This window comes from Frischella perrara, assembly GCF_000807275.1.
In the GTDB taxonomy this organism is placed as follows: Bacteria; Pseudomonadota; Gammaproteobacteria; order Enterobacterales; family Orbaceae; genus Frischella; species Frischella perrara.
Genome location: NZ_CP009056.1, coordinates 1,629,101 through 1,653,938 on the forward strand (window position 1 = coordinate 1,629,101; position 24,838 = coordinate 1,653,938).

Annotated in this window: 17 protein-coding genes; 9 read left to right on the plus strand and 8 right to left on the minus strand. The window is 29.1% G+C overall.

Features of this window, described 5'->3' with window-relative positions; genetic code table 11:
* Window positions 1-6: 6 nt before the first annotated feature.
* Window positions 7-906: a glycyl-radical enzyme activating protein gene (locus FPB0191_RS07110; protein ID WP_039104963.1), complete on the minus strand. Its 900-nt coding sequence runs from the start codon at window positions 904-906 to the stop codon at window positions 7-9.
* Window positions 907-1,110: 204 nt separating this feature from the next.
* On the opposite strand from FPB0191_RS07110, the gene FPB0191_RS12180 reads away from it, so the two are divergent.
* The 6 genes from FPB0191_RS12180 to FPB0191_RS07135 all read left to right on the plus strand — a co-directional run bounded on the left by FPB0191_RS12180 (window position 1,111) and on the right by FPB0191_RS07135 (window position 5,610).
* Window positions 1,111-1,287 (plus strand): ROK family protein, encoded by a 177-nt coding sequence (locus FPB0191_RS12180; RefSeq protein WP_146202366.1) that lies wholly within the window; start codon window positions 1,111-1,113, stop codon window positions 1,285-1,287.
* A gap of 40 nt (window positions 1,288-1,327) precedes the next feature.
* Window positions 1,328-1,576, plus strand: a complete 249-nt coding sequence (locus FPB0191_RS07115; RefSeq protein ID WP_039104965.1) for a hypothetical protein — start codon at window positions 1,328-1,330, stop codon at window positions 1,574-1,576.
* Window positions 1,577-1,638: 62 nt separating this feature from the next.
* Entirely contained in the window at window positions 1,639-2,379 is a 741-nt protein-coding gene (locus FPB0191_RS07120) for a DeoR/GlpR family DNA-binding transcription regulator (RefSeq protein WP_039104967.1), read from the plus strand.
* A gap of 618 nt (window positions 2,380-2,997) precedes the next feature.
* Entirely contained in the window at window positions 2,998-3,660 is a 663-nt protein-coding gene (gene fsa, locus FPB0191_RS07125; RefSeq protein WP_039104968.1) for a fructose-6-phosphate aldolase, read from the plus strand.
* Window positions 3,661-3,762: 102 nt separating this feature from the next.
* A complete protein-coding gene (locus FPB0191_RS07130; protein ID WP_039104970.1) occupies window positions 3,763-4,872 on the plus strand; it encodes a glycerol dehydrogenase in 1,110 nt (369 codons plus the stop codon).
* 309 nt (window positions 4,873-5,181) lie between these two features.
* Window positions 5,182-5,610, plus strand: a complete 429-nt coding sequence (locus FPB0191_RS07135) for a hypothetical protein (RefSeq protein WP_162485166.1) — start codon at window positions 5,182-5,184, stop codon at window positions 5,608-5,610.
* A gap of 295 nt (window positions 5,611-5,905) precedes the next feature.
* On the opposite strand, the gene FPB0191_RS07140 is transcribed toward FPB0191_RS07135, so the two are convergent.
* On the minus strand, window positions 5,906-6,613 hold the full coding sequence (locus tag FPB0191_RS07140) for a hypothetical protein (RefSeq protein ID WP_039104973.1): 708 nt from the start codon (window positions 6,611-6,613) through the stop codon (window positions 5,906-5,908).
* An 823-nt stretch (window positions 6,614-7,436) separates the two neighbouring features.
* Here FPB0191_RS07140 and FPB0191_RS07145 point away from each other — a divergent pair.
* Together FPB0191_RS07145 and FPB0191_RS07160 are read left to right on the plus strand one after the other, a co-directional pair.
* Entirely contained in the window at window positions 7,437-8,366 is a 930-nt protein-coding gene (locus tag FPB0191_RS07145) for a hypothetical protein (RefSeq protein ID WP_039104974.1), read from the plus strand.
* A gap of 3,574 nt (window positions 8,367-11,940) precedes the next feature.
* Window positions 11,941-12,576, plus strand: coding sequence for a hypothetical protein (locus FPB0191_RS07160; RefSeq protein WP_039104978.1), 636 nt, complete (start codon window positions 11,941-11,943; stop codon window positions 12,574-12,576).
* An 89-nt stretch (window positions 12,577-12,665) separates the two neighbouring features.
* Here the strand turns inward: FPB0191_RS07160 and FPB0191_RS11745 are convergent, their stop codons facing one another.
* The 3 genes from FPB0191_RS11745 to FPB0191_RS07170 all read right to left on the minus strand — a co-directional run bounded on the left by FPB0191_RS11745 (window position 12,666) and on the right by FPB0191_RS07170 (window position 13,648).
* On the minus strand, window positions 12,666-12,896 hold the full coding sequence (locus FPB0191_RS11745) for a hypothetical protein (protein ID WP_146202372.1): 231 nt from the start codon (window positions 12,894-12,896) through the stop codon (window positions 12,666-12,668).
* A 64-nt stretch (window positions 12,897-12,960) separates the two neighbouring features.
* On the minus strand, window positions 12,961-13,200 hold the full coding sequence (locus tag FPB0191_RS11750) for a hypothetical protein (RefSeq protein ID WP_052236853.1): 240 nt from the start codon (window positions 13,198-13,200) through the stop codon (window positions 12,961-12,963).
* Between the two features lie 136 nt (window positions 13,201-13,336).
* Window positions 13,337-13,648: a hypothetical protein gene (locus FPB0191_RS07170; RefSeq protein WP_146202373.1), complete on the minus strand. Its 312-nt coding sequence runs from the start codon at window positions 13,646-13,648 to the stop codon at window positions 13,337-13,339.
* A gap of 1,392 nt (window positions 13,649-15,040) precedes the next feature.
* Here FPB0191_RS07170 and FPB0191_RS07175 point away from each other — a divergent pair.
* Window positions 15,041-15,250, plus strand: a complete 210-nt coding sequence (locus tag FPB0191_RS07175) for a helix-turn-helix domain-containing protein (RefSeq protein ID WP_039104982.1) — start codon at window positions 15,041-15,043, stop codon at window positions 15,248-15,250.
* Window positions 15,251-16,083: 833 nt separating this feature from the next.
* Here the strand turns inward: FPB0191_RS07175 and FPB0191_RS07180 are convergent.
* Genes FPB0191_RS07180 through FPB0191_RS07190 form a run of 3 tightly spaced genes read right to left on the minus strand, consistent with a single transcriptional unit; the run spans window position 16,084 to window position 24,837 of the window.
* On the minus strand, window positions 16,084-20,127 hold the full coding sequence (locus FPB0191_RS07180) for an RHS repeat domain-containing protein (RefSeq protein ID WP_039104983.1): 4,044 nt from the start codon (window positions 20,125-20,127) through the stop codon (window positions 16,084-16,086).
* Window positions 20,128-20,169: 42 nt separating this feature from the next.
* Window positions 20,170-23,937, minus strand: a complete 3,768-nt coding sequence (locus FPB0191_RS07185; RefSeq protein WP_039104985.1) for an Ig-like domain-containing protein — start codon at window positions 23,935-23,937, stop codon at window positions 20,170-20,172.
* A 33-nt stretch (window positions 23,938-23,970) separates the two neighbouring features.
* Window positions 23,971-24,837, minus strand: coding sequence for a hypothetical protein (locus tag FPB0191_RS07190; RefSeq protein ID WP_039104987.1), 867 nt, complete (start codon window positions 24,835-24,837; stop codon window positions 23,971-23,973).
* Window position 24,838: the final 1 nt, after the last annotated feature.

The window sequence follows — 24,838 nt, forward strand, 5'->3', positions numbered from 1 at the left end:
CCTTGGTTATCCTCGTAAAACAGCAGTTAATTGCTTTTGTTTGGCATAGTTAGTCGCAAAATCTATAATATTTGTATCATTAAGTGGCTCTTTAGGTGCATAGTAAGGCAGATCAAGCATCTTATATTTATTAATACCTAAGGTGTGATAAGGTAAAAAATGAATCTCATCAGTCGGGATTTCACTCGCAACAAAATCAACAATACTTTTTATTGATTTTTCATCAGCATTAAATCCCTGAATTAATGGCACTCTGATAATAATTTTTTTATTAGATTTAGCTAAGTATTGGAAGTTTTTTAGAATACGTTTAGCTGAACCTTTAGTCCATGCATAAAAAATAGACTCGTCAGTATGTTTTAAATCGGCCAAGAAAAGATCTAAATACGGCAATGACGCTTCAATGTTCTTCCAAGGCACATGCAAACAAGTTTCAACGGCGGTGTGATAGCCTTGTTGTTTGCAAGCAGAGAGAATTTCTTGGCTTAAATTAGGTTGCATAAAAGGTTCACCGCCAGACAGTGTTATCCCACCACCTGTACGTTGATAAAATGGACTATCCTTATTGATAGTTTGCATCACTTCTTGTACAGATAATGATTCACCACAGACAGTTAACGCTAAGCTTGGACAAATATTTTGTACTTTTTTATAATCGGCTTGCTCAAATTCTTTTCGATTAATCTGAATGTGTCCATTTGATTTATTAATTAAATTTGGGCAAGATGCAGAACAAAGATCGCAATCATTTATGCAGAGCCTTTCATCAAACAGAATTTCTTGTTTAGCGGATTGACTTTCTGGGTTTTGGCACCAAAAACACCCTAAAGAGCACCCTTTTAAAAAGACAACTGTTCGAATTCCAGGTCCATCATGTGTGGAATATCGCTGTAAATTAAAGATCATAACCTACCCCAATATTTTTTCTATATAGTAATAACTTTCGAAAGAAAGTGTCTGTGATGTAAATCACATTTTCATGTACAAAAATCAAAACTAAGAGGCCGATCACATTTCTAAAAATTAAATATTCTTATGTAACCATTTAATATTTCGATCGAAATTTATTTATGTTTTAATCAGAAAAAACAGTACAACATGAGGGATAATATGAATAATTATACAATTGGTATTGATGTAGGTGGCACTAAAACAGCTTATGGGCTTTTTGACAGTAATAAAAAGTTAATCTTTAAAAATAAAGTACCTACTGATCCAAACTTAGATGGACAAACTTTTTTCGATGAAATGACCGTCTGGAATATCAGCTTTATTTGGCATTATTGATGCCTGCAATATATACAGTGAATTTACTACTAAAAAAACAATGATCGGAGTATATTTTGATAGTGATGCTTGTTTGCATGCAATGACGGGGTATTTTGCTAATTCGGCTATGTCATTCGCTTTCTCTGGACTTGTAACACTCCCTGTATTTATGGGTGTTGCATTTTATGGCTTTTTATTGGCTATTATTACCGGATTTTTAATTGGCTTTCTATTTACTTTAGCTTGCCAGAAAAAAATAAAACTATCTGAAGTTGATCAGCCGGAATTATCAAATATTAATAATTAACCTTACCTATTTAGTTAAATTTGGTTATGATATTAATCATTTAAATTAACTTGATAGTGTATATGAATAAGCGTCATCAAATAATCCTAGAATTGATTAATAATAAAAAAAAGATTAGTGTCAATGAATTATCCGAATTAACAAAGGTATCATTGGTTACCATTCGTAATGATTTATCCATTCTAGAACAGCAAAACTATGTAAAACGCACACATGGTTTTGCTGAAATTCTCGATCGAGATTCTATGAGTGAAAGAATGGATGTCAATTTTTCTTTAAAACAAAAATTAGCGAAATATTCACTCAGTCTAATTAACGAAGGTGATTCAGTATTTATCGAAGGTGGAAGTACTAACTCATTATTAGCTCGTGAGTTACTTAATTTTAAAGGCGAAATTGTTGTTATTACTGTTTGTACTTATATTGCCACCTTACTACGAGATGCTCCATTTGATGTCATACTATTTGGTGGATTATTACAAGCTAAAAGTGAAAGCGTTATAGGTCCTTTAACAAGAACTTGTATTAATCAAACCCATTTTAATAAAACCTTTTTAGGTATTGATGGTTATAATCCTGATTTTGGTTTTACTGGCCGAGACATGATGCGTGCTGAAGTAATTAATGCTGTACTAAATAAAGGTGCTGAAAATTTCGTTATTTCCGATTCTTCAAAATTTGGTCTTGTTTATCCCTATACTATTGATTCCGATAAGATTAAACAAGTAATTACTGATAGTGACATTAACTCAAATATGGAAAAATCATTAAAAAATAAAGGCATTATTGTTCACAAGATTTAATCTTATTTCCTCATATACTCATTTATAGTGCCTGTTTTTTATAAAAACTTGGCATCTATAATAAACAACTTATTTTACCTTGCATTTCATATTTCAATGATCTTTCATTAATATCATTACTTAATTTGTTTTCTTACATCAAAATAATCTTTAATAATTAATTAACCATTCACATACGAATTATTTTTTCGTTTGAAAGTATTTGTAAGCTATTTAGAATTTAATATAAGTATCTTAACAAGGAAAAACTCATTAATTAGATAGCCAATAAAAGACATATTGTTACCACCCTATAATTTTTAGATTCATTTATTCTTTTGACCGGTTTAGGTATTACTTTTGGAGTTGTTTTTGCAATGGTAGTTGCGACAAAATTAATTAGTGACAATTACTTAGTCTTTTATACTCTTCTTGAGTAATAGTAAACGCCATTTATTTCATAAGGCTTAAAGCCATACAACACTACTTGCATTCTTTTGCTTTTAATCAGAGCAAAAGAATGTATTCTCAATTATGTGATCTTAGATCAATATCTGATAAATAAATATTAAAAAAAGGTAGAATTATTTCCTTTTGTAAGTAAAATACATTTCAAACGTAAATAAATGAGGAAACACTATGGAACTTTACTTAGATACCGCTGATGTTACAGCCGTAAAACGACTTGCCCCTATATTCCCTATCAAAGGCGTAACCACTAACCCAAGTATTATTGTTAAATCAGGTAAACCTATTTTTGACGTATTGTTAGCATTGCAAGATATTATTGGTCCCGATGGGCAGCTTTTTGCACAAACTATTGGTAATAATGCTAAAGACATGATTAAAGAATCTGAAAAATTACGCAGTAAAATTCCATCAATTGTTACTAAAATTCCTGTTACACCAGAAGGACTTATTGCCATTAAAGAATTAACTAAACAAGGTGTTCCAACATTAGGGACTGCAGTTTACGGCGCAGGTCAAGGTTTATTAGCCGCTTTAGCTGGCGCAAAATATATCGCACCTTATGTCAATCGTATTGATGCCCAAAGCGGAAGCGGAATAGATGTAGTAAATGAATTACAAACCTTATTAGATCTACATGCGCCCTCTTCAATGATCTTAGCTGCTAGCTTTCGAACCCCAAGACAAGCTTTAGATTGTTTATTAAGTGGATGTAAATCTATTACCTTACCTATTGATGTTGCTGAGTTATTCCTAGCTGATCCTGCTGTTGAAGCTGCAATTGATAAATTTGAAGACGATTGGGTTAAGGCTTATGGAACACTGTCTTTCTAATATATTTATTTAATATATGGAACGTCAATTAACCTAATTAAGGCTATTGGATTTAAATTCAATATAAATTTTTAATATTATTTTTAATAATAGGGAAAAATTATGAGTGTTGTAGCTATTCAATCACCGAGCAAATATATACAGGGGGCTGGGGTTTATGATGATATTGCCAAATATCTGTCACCAGTAGCAAACAAGTTTGTTATTTTAGTTGACCCTTTTGTTTTACCATTGATTAAAGATAGATTAGAACACAATCTTTCATCACACAACATCAGCTATATCATAGTTGAATTTGGTGGAGAATGTTGTCAAACAGAAGTTAAACGAGTGATGCAGCTAGCCATAGAAAATCATTGTTTAGCTATTTTAGGTATAGGTGGCGGTAAGACACTTGATACAGCAAAAGCAGTTGGTTTTTATGCTAAATATCCTATCGTATTAAGCCCAACCGTTGCTTCAACAGATGCACCTTGTGCAGCACTTTCAGTTTTATATACTGACGATGGTATATTTGATTCCTATTTATTTTTACCAAACAATGCCGATATTGTTCTCATTGATACCCAAATTGTTGCTAATGCACCTAGTCGGTTATTAGCGGCTGGAATGGGTGATGCATTGGCCACATGGTTTGAAGCTCGTGCATGTCATCGAAGCGGAGCAAAAACTATGGCTGGAGAATTGGCCTCTGCAACTGCTTTAAGTTTAGCTAAATTCTGCTTTGATACTTTAATGGCAGAAGGTAGAAAAGCGATGATCGCCGTGCAAAATAAAGTGGTAACACCAGCAGTTGAAAGAATTGTAGAGGCTAATACTTATCTTAGTGGTGTCGGCTTTGAAAGTGGTGGTTTAGCTGCAGCTCACGCTGTGCATAATGGTTTAACAACACTTGACGAAACACATAAATATTTACATGGTGAAAAAGTCGCATTTGGTGTATTAACACAGCTTATTTTAGAAAATGCTAGTGATGAGGAATTAGAACAAATTGTTAGTTTTTGTTATGATCTTGGGTTGCCAATCTCATTATCGCAAATTGGTGTTACTACCGATATTGAAAAGAAAATGCAGAAAGTAGCAAATGAATCTTGTTCCGACAATGATACTATGAAAAATATGCCAGGTAACATTCAACCTAAAGATGTTTATGCAGCCTTAATTGCGGCTAATCAATATGGGGAAAACTACTTGTCACGAAAAAATAAGTAATTTCATCGTAATTGCTTATGGTACTAAAGAGATTATTCTAAATGTTAGTCTGATATGTGAAGTATTCTCATTCTATGACTATCAAATTTAAAATTGTTTAACTACAATTCATATCATAACAATAATTATATTTTTTATTATTTATGTTATTCATATAGTTATGATGAATAACATAAATAATTGTTATAAAAAGTGTTTTGTTAATAGCCAAGAGAAGAACATCAATATTTTGATTATTTTGACAAGTTTATTTTTAAGCTATAATGTACCCGTGTATTCATTAATAATAAATCAAAATAAAACTTTTCAATGATTAAAGAATTATCTAATGTAAAACTCAATCATAATAAAGTAATAATTAATGGTCACGACAGCATGGTTCATATAGAGGGCGTTTACTTAGAGGCAGCACTTTCATTTAATGAACGTTATATCTTACTCTTTGTTACCTGTGATTGCCCATTTGAAGAAATCCTAAATATTTATTTAATGGATACACAACGAAATCTTATTGTTGATCAAGCAATAATATCTCAACAATACAGTCCAGGTTTATTTACAGATTTAATTATTCGCTCGAAAAATACCCTTTCTTTTGAATTTATGATCGAAGGAGAATGGATTATTGAATTATTAGAGACACCAAAAAAATCAATCCGTAATTTGTTCTCGAATAGATTCGTTAAGCGTCCTTTTTCGTTATTTCGATATTTTAATATCGTAAATCGTCAAAAATAATGTCTTTAAATATACGATAATATCTTGTTTTAATTAGTGATTTTTACACTATAAAATAGTGTTGTCTCAGTTTCTATTATATGCACTATTTTAAGTCCACTGATTATTTCTGTTAAATATCATAGTGATAACACTAGGATTAGAGAAGTTTTTAAACTTGCCATCTAATAGTATATTTAAATAGAATGCTATATCCATGATATTTTAAAAAATCACTTATCACTATGATGCATCATTATACATTCGCTATATTACTTTCTAAATCAAATATTAATGAAACATATCCAATAATAAATTAAGGCTGAGAGTCACACTTATTATCGATTCCCTCTTTTGGTGTGATATAAAAGCTGTGACTTGCATTTTCAAAATTAGTTTGGTTTGGTAAACCAGAATTAGTTTTTAAATAACCTTTTGTTAATGTTATAGTTAACCTGTATGGTCTATGACAATAGTTTAAATGCTGATTAGGTTGTTTTTTAACCATCTCTGTGATGTCAGTATAATTATTATCACTAACTTTTCTCTCCCATTTTACTTCAACCTTTCCTTCAGCATCTGCATATTTATCTCCGTCATCATCAAAAAAGAATTTATAATTTTTTAGTTCCGCCAAATCGATCTTTGGATAGTTAGGGTTGCCCAAAGGCACTATAGTTTTGATGCCTTGAAATGTTTCAAAATAAGGTAATTCTATAGGATTAAGTTCGCTTGATGTATCATCAATTCTTTTTATAACTTTTCCATTTGATAATTTAATTGATAACAAGGACTCAGTATCTTGCATCTTATTTTTACCAGAATCAATTGAAAAATAAGGCAGACTGCCCTGAATTGTATTTTTAGTAGTAATAACTAGTGCATTTGCATTGTTAATACTCGTAGTTAACAATAGTATAAAGCAATTGGTTAAGATTATTGTTGATAATGATAGGCGTCTTAGTAATTTGAAACAAAAGTTACTCAATTTATAGTCTAAATTTGATCTTTTAATTTTTATCATAATTTTTATTCTTCTTTATATTGTTTTATTTTTCTTATGGTTAACTAAAATTATAGATAATCGGTTTAGGTTATGCAAACAAGGTTTTTATAAGATTTGTTAAAAACAAAAAATGATTTTTGAAGACAGTTAACTTTCGTAACTAATTAATAAAATGAATCTTTTTGATGTTATCTGTTTATTTATATTTTGAAATTGAAATGACTTTGTAAGTAAATTTACGGTTATTCCCTCAATTTATCTAAACTAATGAAAACTATTGTTATAAAACTAACACTATTTGTGATACAAATTATCGACTATTTGATGTATATCATTACAAAATTATCTTTGCTAAATATGAAGGTATTTCTTCAATATTTTGGAAATACTATAAAATTGATAAATTAAAAAATACTACCAAACAGAATATTCAACAAGTTGTAATATTGACTCATATCGGAGTTGCTTTGTTCCGTGATTCACTTATGATGGCCGGTGTTATTTAGTGCCAGTTATCTTACCCACTTATAGAGAGTCACGTACGTTTACTAGCTTACTAATAAATAGCTAAGGCATCGGTATATTTTTTCGGCATGGATTAGTAAGTATTTTCATTAAACCAGTTTTGCAGGAGTTTCATATGATAATAGTCCGTAAAAAAATTATAAATAGATTTAATCTGGCAAAAATCTATAAAAAACTGGTAATTGTTAGATATCCTATCGATTTCTTCTTAAATAAAATTGGAATTAGTTAATTAATCTTAATAAAGGGCTTCACTTTAATTAAAAAAAACTGTTATGATAAATATATTAGTTATAACAATTATAATAGAAACATAATGAATACGCATAATGATCAATCTTATTTCAAATTACCTTTAATTGTCACTATTTGTTCTTGGGGTATTTTAACGTTAATTAGAACATTTTCATTTTTTATTAATCTTGATAATTTTGATTACTTTGATTTTTTTGTAACTTTAATTATTTATAATTCTACTTTTCAATCTTTGTCCTCCTTTTTTATCATTTTTATCTTAACTCTATATTGTTGTCAAAAATATTGTATACATGATGTTTCTAAAAATTGGAAAAGAATTATTTTATTGAGTTTTGTTTTTTCTCTTCTAAAATGGGCATCAATGCAGTTTGTTTATGATATTAATAATCAAATTAGAATCATATTAGCAGATAATCTATATTTAAACTATTTTTCTAATTTTTGCTTGGATATTTTAATAAATATAGTAATTTTATTTACATTATTTTATTTCTTTTCTCGAATTAATATTTTTTATCGTTCAATATATGACTTGGATAATACAGCCTATATCAAGCTCTTTGCTTTAATTTTATCGTATATTCCATTACAAATTCTTTTATTAAATGATGAATTATTTACACAATTATTCAGATCTTATTTTTTAATTACATTGATATTTTTAGCGATTTTATTTCTATTATGGCCAGTTTTATATAAGCTTTTCAACATAATAATTAAAAATAGTTTAGAACATGATGATTCTATAATAAAGTTAGGAAAGTTAATATTGACTTTAATCGCAATATGTTTTTCAAGTGCTGTGACAAGCTCAGCTATAATTTGTATTTTTTTGATAGTTTATTTTTCTTCGGACTACTTAAGTTTTACAGATATAATTGTTGCCTATAAGACTAATATTTTATTAGTTTACTTTTGGATTAATTTAATTTTATCATTTTTATTAAGTTACTTTTTTATTAAAGTATTTTATAAAAAAGATAACTAGCAAATATAAGACCTTACATTTAACCAATTAAAAATAATTTAAATGGTTCTTTACAGTTATTGTTGAAGGTCGGCTATAATTTAATTAGTTTACAATTATAATTAATATAGGAATATAATGGATAATCAAAATCAATCTTACTTTAAACTGCCTTTATTTTTTACTTTTATGTGTTATTGCATCTGGACAGCATATTCACTAATTAACTATTTTTCTAACATTGAAACAAATCATGAATATGATACGTTTTTTATTTATCGCATAACATTGGGCACACTAGATCTTTATCTGTTGATTTATATGATCTCTTTGTATTTTTTTCAAAAATATCGTATATATGATTTAACAAAAAATTGGAAAACAATATGTTTATTAATTGCCGTTTTTATGCTGATTAGGTATTATCTTTCAACACTAGAAGGCTATATTCTTAGAATTATAATTACTCAATTAATTGGCAATTTTCAGATCATTAGTTATGATGACATTCCCATATGTTTTAGTATACTAAAATGGTTTAATGTCATATCAGTTTTAGGTATTTTAATTATATTATTTAAAATTATTACTTTTTCCCCATCAGCTGTCGATTTTAACCCTGTAACATTAAAGAAAATTCATATCCGAATATTTAGTCTTTTTTTGTCTTATGCTTCTTTAGAGGCTATTTTGTTAAATACTAATGTAATTAATAAATTATTAGAATCCAGCATTAATGTAATGCAATTATTTATATTGGCAATTCTTCTTTTATGGATAATTTTATATAAGCTTTTCAATATAATTGTTTTTGATTGTTTTGAACAACTTGATTCACAAGTAAGTTTCAAAAAGTTAATATTAATTATTATCAGAACAGCTTTTTGGAGTGGTTTTGTAAGTACTATTATTGTTTGTCTGTTATTAATGCTTTATATGCCAGGGAATCTGAAATTGAAATATAAAATTCAATTTTATTCCTCCTACTTTTTGTACATTTTCTCAGGGATAAATTTATTATTTTCTTTATTATTTTGTCGATATTTTATAAAGTCTTTTTATAAAATAAGATAATTGTCTTTTTTCTATCGGATAAAAAGGCAAAGAATTGCATAATCCCCCAAAATGAGTACCATCATTCAAATGAGATTTCTAGATAAATTGACTTAATAAAGGAATCTCATTATGAAAATCGAACGACCAAAAGTAAATTATAAAAGTGATTAATCGTTATGAGGCCGTTTATAAGGTTAACAATTTATGTTTCTAATATAGTATTTCAACACGGATATTTTAATATATCAGAGTAGTTAAAAATATTCATATTTTAATATCATGCATTGTTAAAACTCATAGTTAACAATAGTAAAAAGCAATTAGTTAAGGTTATTGTTGATTATGATAAGCGTCTTAGTAATTTGAAACAAAAGTTACCCAATTTATAGTCAAAATTTGATCTTTTAATTTTTATTTTTTGCCAAATATGAAGATATTTCTTCAATATTTTGGAAATACTATAAAATTGATAAATAAAAAAATACTACCAAACAGAATATTATTGATTCATATCGGTTTTGCTTTGTTCCAAGATTAACTTATGATAGCCGGTGCTTTTTAGTATCAGTTGTCTTACCTACTTATAGGGAGCACGTACGTTTAATAGCTTACTAATGGATAGATAAGGTATCTGTACATTTTTCGGCAAAGATTAGTAGCATTTATTAAACTAGGTTAGCATGAATTTCATATGGTAATAGTCCATAAAAAAATTATGGATAGACTTAACCTGACAAAAATATATAAAAAACTGGTAATTATTAGATTTTCTTTCGATTTCTTTTTAAATAAAATTGAAATCAGTTAATTAATTTGAATTAAATAACTTTACGTTAATTTAAAAAAACTGTTATGATAAATATATTAGTTATAATAATTACAATAGATATATAATGAATACGCTTAAAGACCAATCTTATTTCAAATTACCTTTAATTGTTACTATTTGTTCTTGGATTATTTTGAAGTTACAAAGTATAATTTATTTTCCTATTCACAATATTAAACCTGATAGTCTTATTGATCTTAATAATTTTATTAATCACCCTGATTTTGATCACTTCTTAGATGTTTATAAATTTTACATTTTTTATTATGTTTTAACTTCTGGTCCATTATTTACTTATTTTACCATTTTTATCTTAACTCTATTTTGTTGTAAAAAATATTGTATACATGATGTTTCTAAAAATTGGAAAAGTATTATTTTATTGAGTTTTGTTTTTTCTCTTCTAAGATGGCAATCATGGAGAATTGTTTCTACTATTCTAAAGCAAATTAGATTCACATTTTCGGATAATCTATATTTATACCATTTTCTTTATTTTTGCTCTGATTTTTTAATAACTTTAGGAATTTTGTTAATATTATTTTATTTCTTTTGTCAAAAGAATATTTTTTATTGTTCAAGATATGAATTCAATACTAGAGCCTATATCAAGCTCTTTGCTTTATTTTTATTGTATATTCCATTACAAATATTTCTATTAATGAATGGTGATTTATATAACCAATTATTAGGATCTATAGCTTCATATTTGAATATATATTTTCCCTGATTTTATTCCTATTATGACTAGTTATATATAAGCTTTTCAATATAATTTTTTGATTGTTTTGAACAACTTGATTCACAAGTAAGTTTCAAAAAGTTAATATTAATTATCACCAGCACAGCTTTTTTAAGTAGTTTTGTAAGTACTATTATTGTTCTGGTATTTATGTTTTATATGTAAGAGAATCTGAAATTGAAAGATAAAATTCAATTTTATTCCTCTTACTTTTTGTACATTTTCTCAGGGGTAAATTTGTTATTTTGTCGATATTTTATAAAGTCTTTTTATAAAATAAGATAATTGTCTTTTTTCCTATCGGATAAAAAGAGAAAGAATTGCATAATCCCCTCAAAATGAGGGCCATCATTCAAATGAGATTACTAGATAAATTGACTTAATAAAGGGATCTCATTATGAAAAAACGAACGACGAAAAGTAAATAATAAAAGTGATGAAGCGTTACGAAACTGGTTATAAAGTTAACAACTTATGTCTCTAATAAAATATTTCAACAAGGATATTTTATATATCGGTGTAGTTAAAAATATTAATGTTTTAAAATCAAAGAAGCTAAATGATTGAAAATACTTTTCTTAAAGCTAATCCCTTATTTAAATTAAAATTGCATCAATGAATTAAGTTAAATAATAGTTTATATTTTTGCTAAAAGTTGGGTTTAATGAAACTTTATTAATTACGATAGAATAGAATTATTTTCATAAACTTGTATATATTATTAATTTCAAATCCACCTTTAAGTTCATAAAATAGGAACTAATTATAGTGTTGCTAAGAAAAGGATTAAATGTTTTTTTAATTTCTTTTTAAAATAAATTTCAGTATATTATCATCAATCAGATCCGACCTTTATAGAGATAAATACTGTCTGTTATTTTAGTAAGGATCAATATATCAATCACTTTTAATCCTAAGATATTTATTTTATGGCAACTAGAACTCAAAAAATTAGAGATTAACTTCTAATGATAAAGATAATCAATCCAGCATTTTTCCTTTTATTTTTATATTCTTATACTATTGATGCTTTCGCTTATAATGAAATTACACTAGATGTGAATAATTTTAATTCTATTTCATATTATAACGGAAAGGATATTGAGACTTTAACAATTACTTCAACAAAACAACCCGACTATTGTATTTTGATTTCATCAAGTCAGGGGATCCCTTTCACAAAAGGTAAAATATATTTCAATGAACCTATAGAATTATTAAAAAAAGCACTAAATAATGCTTATTTGAATCCAGCTTCAAAATGGTGGTCAATTGAACTATATCATGATAATGATTTTAATCACCCTTATGCAATTTTACCTATTACTCCGAATAAAGAATGCGATAATGGCGGATTAAACTTCGAAATTATTGAACACCACCCACCTTATTACTTTGTTTCAATAAAACTTAATGATAAAACTAATTATAGATTTGGCTTTATTAAATCAGAAATTGAATTAAATGAAAAAGATTTTGATTTTACTTTACTTGATGAAGTTTATATGAAAAACAATAATAAATACACTTTATTATCATGTGATAAAACAAATTTTGACTGTAGTATTGCCAAATATGCATATCCTTACCAATTTTTCAAATAGAAGATCAAAAAATAATAATTATTAAAGCTAAGGATATTTTTCTTCAATAAAATTAAAAGTTGTTTAGTTCTGATTTTATCTTTCGTTTTCTATCTGCTTTTTTTAGGTCTTTTATATTGTCCGTAATCAATAAATTGACCCGTCTCATCATCTATTACGCCCCATTCTTGACTATTATTTAATATCGCTTTTTGTACTTCTATCGGATAATCTGATAATGTCGTTTCCTTTGGTAAGGGTTTACCCTCTTTACCTGCTTCTTTTATCTCCTTTGACCATCGTGGTTGCCAACACAAGCATTCAGAAATAAAGTAATCCACAGTATACACTGGCAATAAAATTAAAAAAACCGGTATTAACATTAATAATATAGTTATACTTCCGCTATTTTTTTGCTATATAAATCATTGGACTTATATGACCATTTAAACCGTGTAATGGCATCGGTAAATGGGTACTTAAGCGCAATTTAGGCAGGTTATTTGGTCCCTCTTCCATATAGCGACGTATAAATTCCCATTCATCTTTATAATCTTGAGGATTATAGGTATTTTTACCCACCCCGATTGATTGAGTTACTGGGAAACCGGATTTATAAGGATGAAAAGAAAGCAAATTAACCATATTAGTTCCCCCCCATATCCGAGCCTGTTTCACCAAAATTAGAGGGCATAATGTGTTCCCATTTGAATACTGCTGTGCCACCACAATATTTAGGACGCTGTATATAGACTTGTCGTGTGATTCGATTAAAACGTACTCAGATATAGCGAATATACAAATAAAATGTAATTAAAAATAAAATTAAAGCAATAACCATGACAAAAGTATTCGAAATAATTTTAGTTGTTTCATGATTCAACAAAAGTAATGCTATGCCTACCCATAAATAACCTGATAAATAAGTAGGTAAAAATATGCTGATCCATGTAATTATGCCTCGAAAATTTTCAAACATCCCGCCTCGGATCTCTAAATAATGATCATTATAAGCATAATAAGGACCTATTGGGCTTGGATTATGACTAACTATTTCCTTAGTATAATCTTTGATTACTTCATTTAATTTCATATCCCCGCTTTGATAACCTATGTTCAATTTTTTGCGGGTTTCCTGTTTAATTGAATTTCCTAACCACAATACATCTATCACGTTTTGAATATTAAAAAGATATGTACGGTAACATAAATTAGCACGAGTAATTTTAGTTTCACCCCACCATTCATCAAAAATTTATCTTATTGCTGGTGAACGGCTCGCACCATATAAACAAACATTGACTTGTAAACTGTACTAAATACCATCAAGTAGCTCGTTTGAGTCATATAAATCTAATGCTAATAATAACTGCTCTGATTTCAACCATTTTATATAATCATTACTTCGCTTTTCCGCTAGCTTTTCAGCATCTTCACTTCGTTTTTCAAATTGATTTATTTTTGCTTGTAGCTATCGGCTCCAATATTTTTTTGGAATTCTTTGACAGATACTTCTTCTGTTTTATCTTTGATTAATAGTCATATATTAAATAAAAAAGTATATTTGTTTTCTCGTTATGAATAGAGATTATAATTTTCAGATTGTAAGTATGGCATTATGGAAAGTTTCTACATTAATTAGAAAATATTTGGTGGGAACAAATGAATAATACACATCAGGATCAACTTGATCTTATTAATTGTTAACCTAAAAGTTAATTTTATAAAGAGTATGTATAATCATAATTATTGATTATGAGTATTAGGGATGAAGGGATATTTATTTTTAAGATCATTAAAAAAATTTTCGTCATTAATTGATCATAATTAGTTAATATTACTCAATAAGATAAATAAAAGAACTAAGAAGATACTTATTTGATTATTTAGTCTAGTTTGGTAAGTTAAAATTTACATATATTTGATATAAGGATGCTCTACATAGCCCCTGAAAGTAACATTCAAAAAGTTAAAATTGGGTAAGGGTGAAAATTTTTAACTTGTTTATTTTAGGAAATGTTAATTAAGGAAAATTTTCCTAAAAGGATCGCTAATGTGCCCATGAAAAATTGATATTATAACTAACATTATTTAAATAAATTGATCATTATTAGTTTTATATACAGTACAGTATATAGTATCACAATGATGATGATTTAAATTGTAATTTAGATCAAATTTGTATACATTTTGTCTTTGATATTTATGAGATATATGGCGTCATTTCTTTTAAAGAAAATTAATTTTCTATAAAACAATACCTAATTGGACATACTTTTAAAGCATTTCATTCTTTTATTCCTACACTTCTATTTATGTAAAGAATACCTTAAAAATCATTGTTTTAATCGATCAATAACACTCAAATTGATCGCTATAAACGATTTCCATTTCTGGTGCCCATCCAAGATAATACGTGTAAATAATCGTTATCGATAATTGATATCACGTAAATATAAATTCACAACTATAAATTAAAAATATCATGAATAAAGATTGGCAAAGAGCAGATATTATTGCTGCAATAAAGAAAAGAAAAAAATCATTGAGAAGTCTTTCTCTTGAGGCGGGTTTAGCGCAAGATACACTTAGAAATGCGCTTGAAAGAAAATGGCCAAAAGGTGAACGTATTATTGCCCAAGCAATCGGTATACCGCCGGAAATTATTTGGCCATCAAGATATAATAAAAAATAACTCAATTTGATAAAATGTGAATAGAGCATAGGTAACTTGACGGCTTTGCCTTGCGAAACTTGCTTTGCAAGTTTTGCACAAGTTAATTTCTTTTTGAATCGAATAAATAGTTAAATAAAACATCTAAGGCAAAATCAGGCACTGCACGGTAATTTTTGCTATTCTTGCTCCTTCTCCAATCCCGTACTTGACTAATTGTAACCGCATATCCTGATTTTTCATTAATTTCACTATTGACCTATGATACTAATAATTACAAAAAATAGAGCAACCAAATAATAGTAATTGTTTGGTTAAAAAGTATTTTTATTAATAATTTGACAGATAAGATATGAAAACTGTATTAAAAGATCACTATTTTATACTGTAGATTATGAAAAAATGATCATACTTAATTACCTGTTTAGCATAACTTGCTAAGCAATAGCGATGTGGTTTTTTCCAATCTTCTGGTTTATTAAGCCTCTTAATAAACTTATTTGCTATTGAAGATCACACCCTCCTATTTAAATCATGAACTCTAAAACTTTCATATTTCTCATAGATTTTTTTCCTAATAACGCATATAAAAGTATCGCTTAAAACATCCATTAGCTTACTGGTTTTAATTAAATTTGAAGTTTTTAATTTAAATTTAATAAACCTACACTAGGGTTTATGATTTTATTGTTAGTATGCGCTATGAGCGTTACTTTCTGATATTTTATCGCAGATTTTAAGATCTATACCAAAAATCGTAACGCCCGTTTTTGTAAGCTCATATCATATTAAAACGACACTAATCAATATTCCTTACAAATCATCATAATTAATTTTAGAAGGTCAAGATAATATTATAAAGTAGTTGACTTGTGTGAAAACTTTCCGAAAAGGCCATTATCAATATCTTTACATTCGCAGTCATCTCCAAATCTTAAATTTGGTAATATCTTGTTAAAAGTCGCTTTGACGGGCTGGGTAAAGCCTAAGTGATATAGAATTACGTCAGACCGTGCTAAACCCAATTCACAACATCCAGGTTTTACTAGTTGAAATAAGCCAGGGCTTGCTGCACCTAAAGCAGCAGAGACTAAAACTTTTTGGAATTTAATACAACGAAAAGAAACCCATGCATTACCGGTTATGTAGTAGTTTACCAATAATTGTCCCCCAAAACTCAAGCCAGCTCCCCAAGCTGCTCCTACTAAACCAAATTTCCCATTTGGATCTATATAAATTAATGGGTTACTGTTAGCATAGATATAGGTATTAATACCGCCAGAAATACCTATAGGATCACTTTGTATATAACGACCTATCTTTGGATTATAATCACGAAAGTAATTATAGAACAATCCTGTTTCTTGATCGTAATATTGTCCAGGAAATCGCAAATTTAAAGTAATATTATTATTAGGATCTAAAATAACATTCCCAAAGGCATCATTATATATTTTCCATGTCGGTTGTCCTTGGTTGTTGAACGCTAGTTGCGGGGTACCTAAATGATCAGTAATTAAGTAATTATAAGTTGCTGTTTGCAGTGTCTGATTCATTGCCAATTTAGCATACCATAATGGGTGAGTACCCCATTCTGAGTTGGGTACCCAACCATAGGCCACGATCAGTTCACCGTTATTATTTAATTCAGCTATTAATCCTTCATTTGCATACATAAAATAGGTAACTTCACCGTTAACCATTTTACTGATTCTACGACCAAATGCATCATATTGGTAACTTGCTATTTCATTATTTTCATCTTTAACGCTGATGAGACGATCAGCTGCATTATAATGATAACTCCATTTTTTATCGCTTGTTACTTCTGAGGCTAACTGACCATTTGGTGTATAAGTTAATATCGTTTTATTTTCACCATCTCCTAATTTTGTGAGTTGATTAAATTGGTTATAAATCCATTCCTCTGAATATTGTAAACTACTGATTCGATTACCTATCAAGTCATATTCATAAGATTCAATTGGTACACCCAAATTTTGAATTTCATTTGATGGTTTAGACATGGTCATTCGATCAAGTGAATCATATTGATAATTAATGAGACCATTTTCAGTTTCAATTTGTGAAATATTTCCAACCTCATCATATAAATAATCACGCTTAAGTAAAGATTTATCATTGTTTGATACATTTATCTGTAAAATTCGTAACAAGGGATCATATAAATTATTTTGAGTAATACTTGGATAATTTATTTTAGTTGGCATAAGCCATTGGTAATTACTCCAAGTAATTATTTCACCATTTGCTAAGGTTGCTTGAATTAATTGATTTTTATCATACTGATAGTTGACAGAACTGTTATCTGGATAATTAAAGGAAATTAAATTTCCCTCTTCATCATAACTATATTTAAGTGTTTTAGTAATCTTATCATTTCCATCACCGTAACTAATGGTTTCTTGTATAACTCGCCCTAAAGCATCACGCTGATAAATAAAATGAGTGTTTGTATCGCCTGTTTGTTGTACTTCTATTAACTGATTTGCCTCATTATAAGAATAATAAATTTCCTGACTGGGTATTGATTGTGCTTTATCAAGATAACTTTTTTTAATATTATTTCCAGCCTTATCATACTGATATATGACGCGGTTTCCATTACTATTTTTTTGCTCAACTAACTGATCAATTTCATTATAAAAATACTCTACTTCATTGCCTAAGGATTTTGTTTCCTTAATAAGATTATTGTTTTCGTCATAAACGTAAGAATATTGATTTTCATTGGCATCTATAATTTTATTCAAGTTACCTAATAAGTCTCTCTCAAAAGTTGTTTGACCTCCTACAGCATCAATTTTTTTTATAGGATAACCTAAAATATTAAAATCAGTTTGTGTTAACCTATTCGCAGCATCAATTACTTGAGTTAAAGAACCCATTTGATCGTAAACAAAATGTTTTGTTATTGTTTTGTTGTCACCCAATAATTGATTAATTTCCGTGATATTATTTGTGTTATTATAACTAAATACTGCTGAATAAGTAGGAAGGACTATTTTAGCTACCAAACCTGCCAAATCAGATCCTTTAGTTCCATATTCATAAGTGATGACATTACCTACCTCATCTATATCTTGAATTATTTCTCCTTCCGCATTATAAATTTTTTGTTTCTCTAATCCTGTAGTACTTATAGTTTTAATAAGATGATATAAATTATCATACTGATATGTAGTTGTTTGATTGAGTGGATTGGTAACTTTAGTTTCATATCCATCCGGAGTAAAGCTATAATTAAAAAGTGTTTCATGACCTAATGCGTCAATATACTTTGTTAAGCGTCCCATAAAATCGGTTGTAAAAAACATGCTATGATTAAGTGGATCAATGATTTCTGTGGAATACCCAGCTAAATTATAATTAAATTGCCAAAAGTCCTGTAAATAATTCTTTACAGTTTTAATTTGTCCTTGGATGTTATAAGTATATTGAGATTGATACCCTTTACCATCAGTGTAAGTAATAATATTCCCATATCTATCAAAAGTCTTTTGTAATTCAATTGTTTTATTGCCATCACTGATAATCGCTGCTATTTGTTGACCATAATTGTCATAACTAAAACTAATTTTACGTTGTTCAGGTTTACCTAGTGCAAAGATTACCTCCTTGGGTCTCATTAAATTGTCATAGTCAAATGTAACTACTAAACCATTTATGTTGGTTATTTTTATTAGTTTATTTGATTTATTATATTCATAAAACTCACTGGCACCGTTAGGGTAAACTATTTTAGTTGGGAAATTACTTTCATTATACTGTATAGTTGTGTTTAATCCTCTTTCATTTGTAAATTTAACTTCATTATTTAATGTGTCCCTTTGATAAAGTTCAGTTAAATTATCATTTATAGTTTGTTTTAATTTACGCCCCTTAGAATCATATTCAGTTGTTATTTTTTCTCCATTAGCAGCAGTTAGAGTAATTGAGAATTGCTTATTAATACGATTGTAATGACGATTATAAATAGTTACTGCGCCATTTTTCTCAATAATTTTACCAACTTGTGCTAATTTAGTGTCTCGATTAATTGAACCAGTTGTTATTACGGGATTCTGTGAAATTACTGCACCTTCTTTACCACTGGTCATTGCCGTTAAAGGAGCAGGAGTAGAAACAGTATAATCAATTTTAATAAAATTACCATCTGGCGATGTTTTTTGATTAAGCTGTCCATTTGCATCATAACCATAAAACCATTCATTACCCATCACATCAATGACTTTTACAAGCTTATTGCCAGACCATTCATAATTAACTGTTCGACCTTCGCGATCTGTAACTTGTACAAGATTTTCTTGGTCATTATAGGTAAAACGATATACAAGTTCACCAAAATGATCGTTAATAGCAATTCGTCGTCCTTCATCATCTAAGATAAAACTAACTTTGACATTATTTGCATCACCATATTCAAGTAACCTTCCTTTATCATCAAAATTAATCCAATTACCTTGTTGATCAAACCATCGCCAACCACTTTCAATTTTCTTAATTGCGACTGTCTCGTAAGTAAATAATTGATCATTCTTAACACGTTGGTACATTGTACCTGCTCTATCAATCGTTTTAACACTATTATCTAAAGGATCAAGTATAAAACGTAAATTTGTCCAAGCCGGATTAGCATACCAACGCCCATTAACCCAACTTCGATTCAATTTTACCTCTCCACCAAGTACTTTCACTCTCAGATCAACATTACTTTCGATGTATTCTAGGTTAGGTAATTTAACATTATCATAACTTTCGCCTGATATAATTTGTTGATCATTATAAAAAAGTTGTGCGTGGGCTATTTTCTGTAACGGTAAGGTGATGGTTATTATAAAAATTATGATTAACCGTTTTATGTGTTCATTTATCATAAGACTATCCTTTCTTTAATTTAATATTAGTAATTTTTTTGATCATTTACCGGCACTTCCTTCTCCCCCGCTAGCACATGAAGCTTCTGGTGAACAACCGGGAGCAAGAGGAATTGGTGATGGAGATGCGCCTCCTATCCAAAATGGATTTCCTATCCCACCGTGAGGATCCCAATCAAAAAATAGACATTGGCCATCATTTTTATAGTAATGACCGCCACTACTACCTTTTGAGGTATCACCATTGGCACATATGCTTTCATGAATTAAAGAATAAGGAGCCAAATAACAGTGATTACTCTTTTTTTCACTTCTTAATAATGTTGATTCAAAATGTTTTACTGTTTTGGTTATTTTTGATTGATCTGGATTAAGAGCGGTAACTCGGTAAGCAATAACTCTTTTCTCCTTAGGTAAAAGCGTTTTTGGTAATTCACCAAAAAATTCATATTTAAAATAACGATCAGTTTGTGGTAAGTTTAAAACAATATTTTGAGCTTCTATCAATCCATAATTAGTGATAGTTAACTCACCCACTTTTTCTTCCCCAATTTGCATATATCCTAAATTAATTGATAATGGTTCGATTAACACTACAGGTGCAGGCACTTGAGTATTGAAAGTTGCGTTTAACTCTATGTCATAAATATCTTTTATTGTTGTTTCAGTCACATTAAATTCTACATTTACGATTTGATATTCTAAAAAAACATGTTCATTGATCGTTGTATCCGGTCTGATATTGATTCGACCTGATACATCCATATGATTTGGTGCACTCACTCTATAGCGATAAATACCTTTAGGAATATTCTCGAATAAAGCAATACCTTGTTCATTAGACTGAATTGTGTATTCTTCCGTAAGCACATCTTCATTTTGTAATTTAATCGTTGCACCACTAACACCCGTGATAAGTTGACCATGTTCATTTAATGTTGCAGTATAAATATCTGCAATATCAAACTGTACCGAACCTTCTCCATTTTGAGTTACTGAAACACTAACAGGAATTACTCCTAATAGTTTGCTGTTTGCTGATACATTAAGATTAAAATGATAAACCCCATTAGGAATTGATTTATCTGGTTGAATGAGTAAATGTATTGGGACTTGTTCATTTACTGCAACTGATTCAATCATGTTTTCAGTTGTAATGAAGATCCATTTCGGCGCCGGTTGATTGTTGCTATCTACTAATTGAATTTGTACATTTTCAGCGTTTGCAAACCCCTTGTTACCTAAATTGATGTTGGCATTTATTACAGTCCCTTGTTGTAAACCTGTCTGAATATAACTCGGAATCGCATAAAGAAGTGGTTTAGCTTGCCCTAATTGATAGTTAATTCTTAATTTACCACGAATTTGATCTTTTGAGTCATCTGCCAAAGCTACGAGATAGATACTCCCTGTTGATGATGCTGTATCGTCAGCAATAAATTCAATATTTATTGATTCGGAATTACCTTCACTTATATCTAATGAATCGGACTCAATTTTGATCCCAACTGGTAGGCTTCCGTTAGGTTGATTATCGGCAGTTAATACCCAATGCAAATTTTTAACAGATTTAAAAGAGGTTGCTTTTAAATCTATTGTCGTGGCTATGTTACGAGCTACTTTTAACTCATAATTTTGATAATCAAATATGATTTGATCCACTTCAAACTTATCTTGTGGAGTAATCATTTTTTCATCGGGATGGGCAACAGCTACCTTGTATATACCTGTATCAGTCTCTTGTGGAATAAAAGTATATGAAAAATCACCATTATCATCCGTTGCTGTTGCAATTCTTCGCTCAAACCCATTAACATTTAGTACCAATTTAATAGGAGCATTGGCTACAAAAGAACTGTCTTTACGATAAATGGCTTGACCTGTAATTGTAACGGGCTGTAATCCATAACTTATTTTAGGATTAATACTAGTTACTTTACCTGTATAAGCTGTTAGTGGTGCTGGTTGCTCAATATTGACCATTACTCGGCTTTCATTTATCGCTACTTTATTATTAGTATTTCTGGCTTTTACTTTAACAATATGCGAACCATTGTCTTGAGACGTTAATGGCCAATGTACTTGATATGGTGGTTGTGTAAATGTGGCAAATAAACTATTATCAAGAAAGATTTCAACTGCCTTAATTCCTATCTCATCAAAAGCGGTGACTTGAATATCAATTGGCGCAAAAATGTCTTGTTCTGGTAATGGTGTTATAAATTTAGTTACAGGAATCGGTAATTTGAAATCTAAAGATACCGATTGGCTTAATTGGTTTATAGTGAAATCATTATTCAATTCAGCAGTTAATTGATAATTTCCTTCTTTAGGAAGATTGACAATTTGAGAAAAATATCCATTTTCATCAATTATCAATGGTTTCCCTACTTTTTTACCATCCAAATAGATTTGTACTTCTCCAACTGAATCACTATGACCTTGAACTTCTAAACTTGAGGAGTTAATAGTTGATTTATTAAGCGGATATAATATCGTAGGAGCCTTCGAAGATATTGGTAAAGGTTCAGTATACTCTGAAGTATTCCCTGCTCTATCTGTTACTTTCAGCCTTGCATATAATTTTTGATTATTTTCATAGTTTAAATTTTGCACTAAATAACTATTGTTGCTAACATCAATATCTTGATCTATAAGAAGAACATCAAAATTTTGATTATTTGCAATTTGTAAATGGCCAGATTCAATACCACTTAAATTATCATTTACAGAATAAGTTACTTTTACTGTATTATTATCAACCCGATTAAATTGTTGGAGAGTAACATTTGGCTTGATAGTATCAATAGTAACTAAATTGGAAAATATTGACCACATTTCCCATGTTCCGCCATCGTTAATACTACCTCGTATTCTGGCTCGATATGAATGGCCATTTTGTAAACCATCAATAAAAGTATAATGATCTACGTCACCAGTAATTTCACGATGAACCATGTTACCGGATTGATCTTGAATTTCAATTTCATAAGTATTTAGAGTATTGATTTTCTGCCATGACCAAGTTGGAGCTTGGTTGCTATAGCGTTTTGTTGGATTGGGTGTATTTACAGTTAAGCCCGAAATATCAATAAAATTGTAATCTGCATCAGTATCAACTTGATATTGACTAAAGTCACTATTAGGTGTAAACAGGATTGCTTGTTCTGGTTTAATCGCATTAGCTGTATTACAACCTATTTCTATGTAATTTGTATTCGATTCTATTCCGCCATTAATTCCAATCGTTGCACTGTTACCTTTACTTCGATCATCATACAAATAACGATACTGATACTTAATTTGATTAGAGTTTTCATAAAGAATAGCTTGAAATGTTCCCATAGGAAGATTAGAACGGAAAAAATATTGATTAGTCCACTGTACAATTAACTTCCTATTAGGTGATATACCTTGTAATTCATATTCAATAGTGCCTGTTGGTTGATTTGAAACATCAGTTCTTAAATCATCCCAAAATACATAAAGCGTATTTCTATACCATGGAAGACAGTTGTTAATATAGGAGCTTGTCGGATTGGTGAATTGAATAAGCCCATTAGTGGAAACATAAAACTGATTAAAGTCCTGATTATAATATTTGAAAGTGAAACCAATAGGAAACGGACCAGCATAATGATCATCACCATAAAGCCCGGTATTAATGGCGGCAAAGCAAGAGTTATAGAAAAAAATAGTTAATGCAAAGAAAAATATTACATATTTACTTTTAGTTATTAAGTTACGTTTTACTAATAATTCTTTATCCGATTTTATAAATCGATCTCGCCTACGTTTATATATTTTCATTTTTGCTCCAGTATTATTAAAATTGTCACTAAATCATAAAGTTATTCTACAAGGGCTAGATAAGCTCTTACCTGTGTTATTGATTAAATTGGTTTGATGTGCCACGTATTCTTGATAAGCTGATAAACCACCCTGTAGCCAAACTGCATTAATAGACGATGGGAGTTTTAGCTGTTTTTTTAGCAATTCAGTGACGTTATCATTAGGGGTTATAAAGACATAATTAATGAATTCAGCAGGATATCCGTCATTATGTTCTAGAAAGAATGTTATTTCTGAATAAGAATCTTGCGATAAATTAAAATTTTGAACAGGTTTTTCAGGTAATTTATTAATATCAGAAGGAAATAAACCTATAGTAATAAGTTGCCAATTAATTGTTTTGCCACCTTGCACCAATTCTTCTGATGTTATTACATTTTGTTCATCTAAATGATATTGTTTAAATTTGTTCCATGTTCGTATTCCACCCGATAAAGCATAAACATTATTAAAATTGCCTTGTGTTTTTAATGAATTTATAGTTCTGTTAATCAAATGTTGATCAAATCCCGATCCCACTAACACAACAGTTTTATTAAAAAGAAAATCTTTTTTTTGTAATTGGTTGAGGCGGATGGTCAACATACCAAGTTGATTTTCAGATTTAGATACACTAGATCTAACATCAATCCACACGATATCATTTGATAAATTATTTACTTCTTCTATCGATAACCAAAAGTTACTGTTTAATAATTCTTTGTGGTTATTAGTTGGCCAATGAGTAATAACATTCTGATAATTTTGATTATCAAGTTGACATTTATTAATTTCACTTGCATAAACATGATAACTAATAAATAGTAAAATAAAGCATAACAATAAGTTACAAAGGAAATTGAAATAATAATTCAACATT

Excerpts from the sequence above, each read along its gene's own strand:
- FPB0191_RS07110 (WP_039104963.1), bottom strand. The coding sequence starts at position 906 with ATGATCTTTAATTTACAGCGATATTCCACACATGATGGACCTGGAATT.
- FPB0191_RS12180 (WP_146202366.1), top strand. The coding sequence starts at position 1,111 with ATGAATAATTATACAATTGGTATTGATGTAGGTGGCACTAAAACAGCT.
- FPB0191_RS07115 (WP_039104965.1), top strand. The coding sequence starts at position 1,328 with ATGATCGGAGTATATTTTGATAGTGATGCTTGTTTGCATGCAATGACG.
- FPB0191_RS07120 (WP_039104967.1), top strand. The coding sequence starts at position 1,639 with ATGAATAAGCGTCATCAAATAATCCTAGAATTGATTAATAATAAAAAA.
- fsa (WP_039104968.1), top strand. The coding sequence starts at position 2,998 with ATGGAACTTTACTTAGATACCGCTGATGTTACAGCCGTAAAACGACTT.
- FPB0191_RS07130 (WP_039104970.1), top strand. The coding sequence starts at position 3,763 with ATGAGTGTTGTAGCTATTCAATCACCGAGCAAATATATACAGGGGGCT.
- FPB0191_RS07135 (WP_162485166.1), top strand. The coding sequence starts at position 5,182 with ATGATTAAAGAATTATCTAATGTAAAACTCAATCATAATAAAGTAATA.
- FPB0191_RS07140 (WP_039104973.1), bottom strand. The coding sequence starts at position 6,613 with ATGATAAAAATTAAAAGATCAAATTTAGACTATAAATTGAGTAACTTT.
- FPB0191_RS07145 (WP_039104974.1), top strand. The coding sequence starts at position 7,437 with ATGAATACGCATAATGATCAATCTTATTTCAAATTACCTTTAATTGTC.
- FPB0191_RS07160 (WP_039104978.1), top strand. The coding sequence starts at position 11,941 with ATGATAAAGATAATCAATCCAGCATTTTTCCTTTTATTTTTATATTCT.
- FPB0191_RS11750 (WP_052236853.1), bottom strand. The coding sequence starts at position 13,200 with ATGGTTAATTTGCTTTCTTTTCATCCTTATAAATCCGGTTTCCCAGTA.
- FPB0191_RS07170 (WP_146202373.1), bottom strand. The coding sequence starts at position 13,648 with ATGAAATTAAATGAAGTAATCAAAGATTATACTAAGGAAATAGTTAGT.
- FPB0191_RS07175 (WP_039104982.1), top strand. The coding sequence starts at position 15,041 with ATGAATAAAGATTGGCAAAGAGCAGATATTATTGCTGCAATAAAGAAA.
- FPB0191_RS07180 (WP_039104983.1), bottom strand. The coding sequence starts at position 20,127 with ATGATAAATGAACACATAAAACGGTTAATCATAATTTTTATAATAACC.
- FPB0191_RS07185 (WP_039104985.1), bottom strand. The coding sequence starts at position 23,937 with ATGAAAATATATAAACGTAGGCGAGATCGATTTATAAAATCGGATAAA.
- FPB0191_RS07190 (WP_039104987.1), bottom strand. The coding sequence starts at position 24,837 with ATGTTGAATTATTATTTCAATTTCCTTTGTAACTTATTGTTATGCTTT.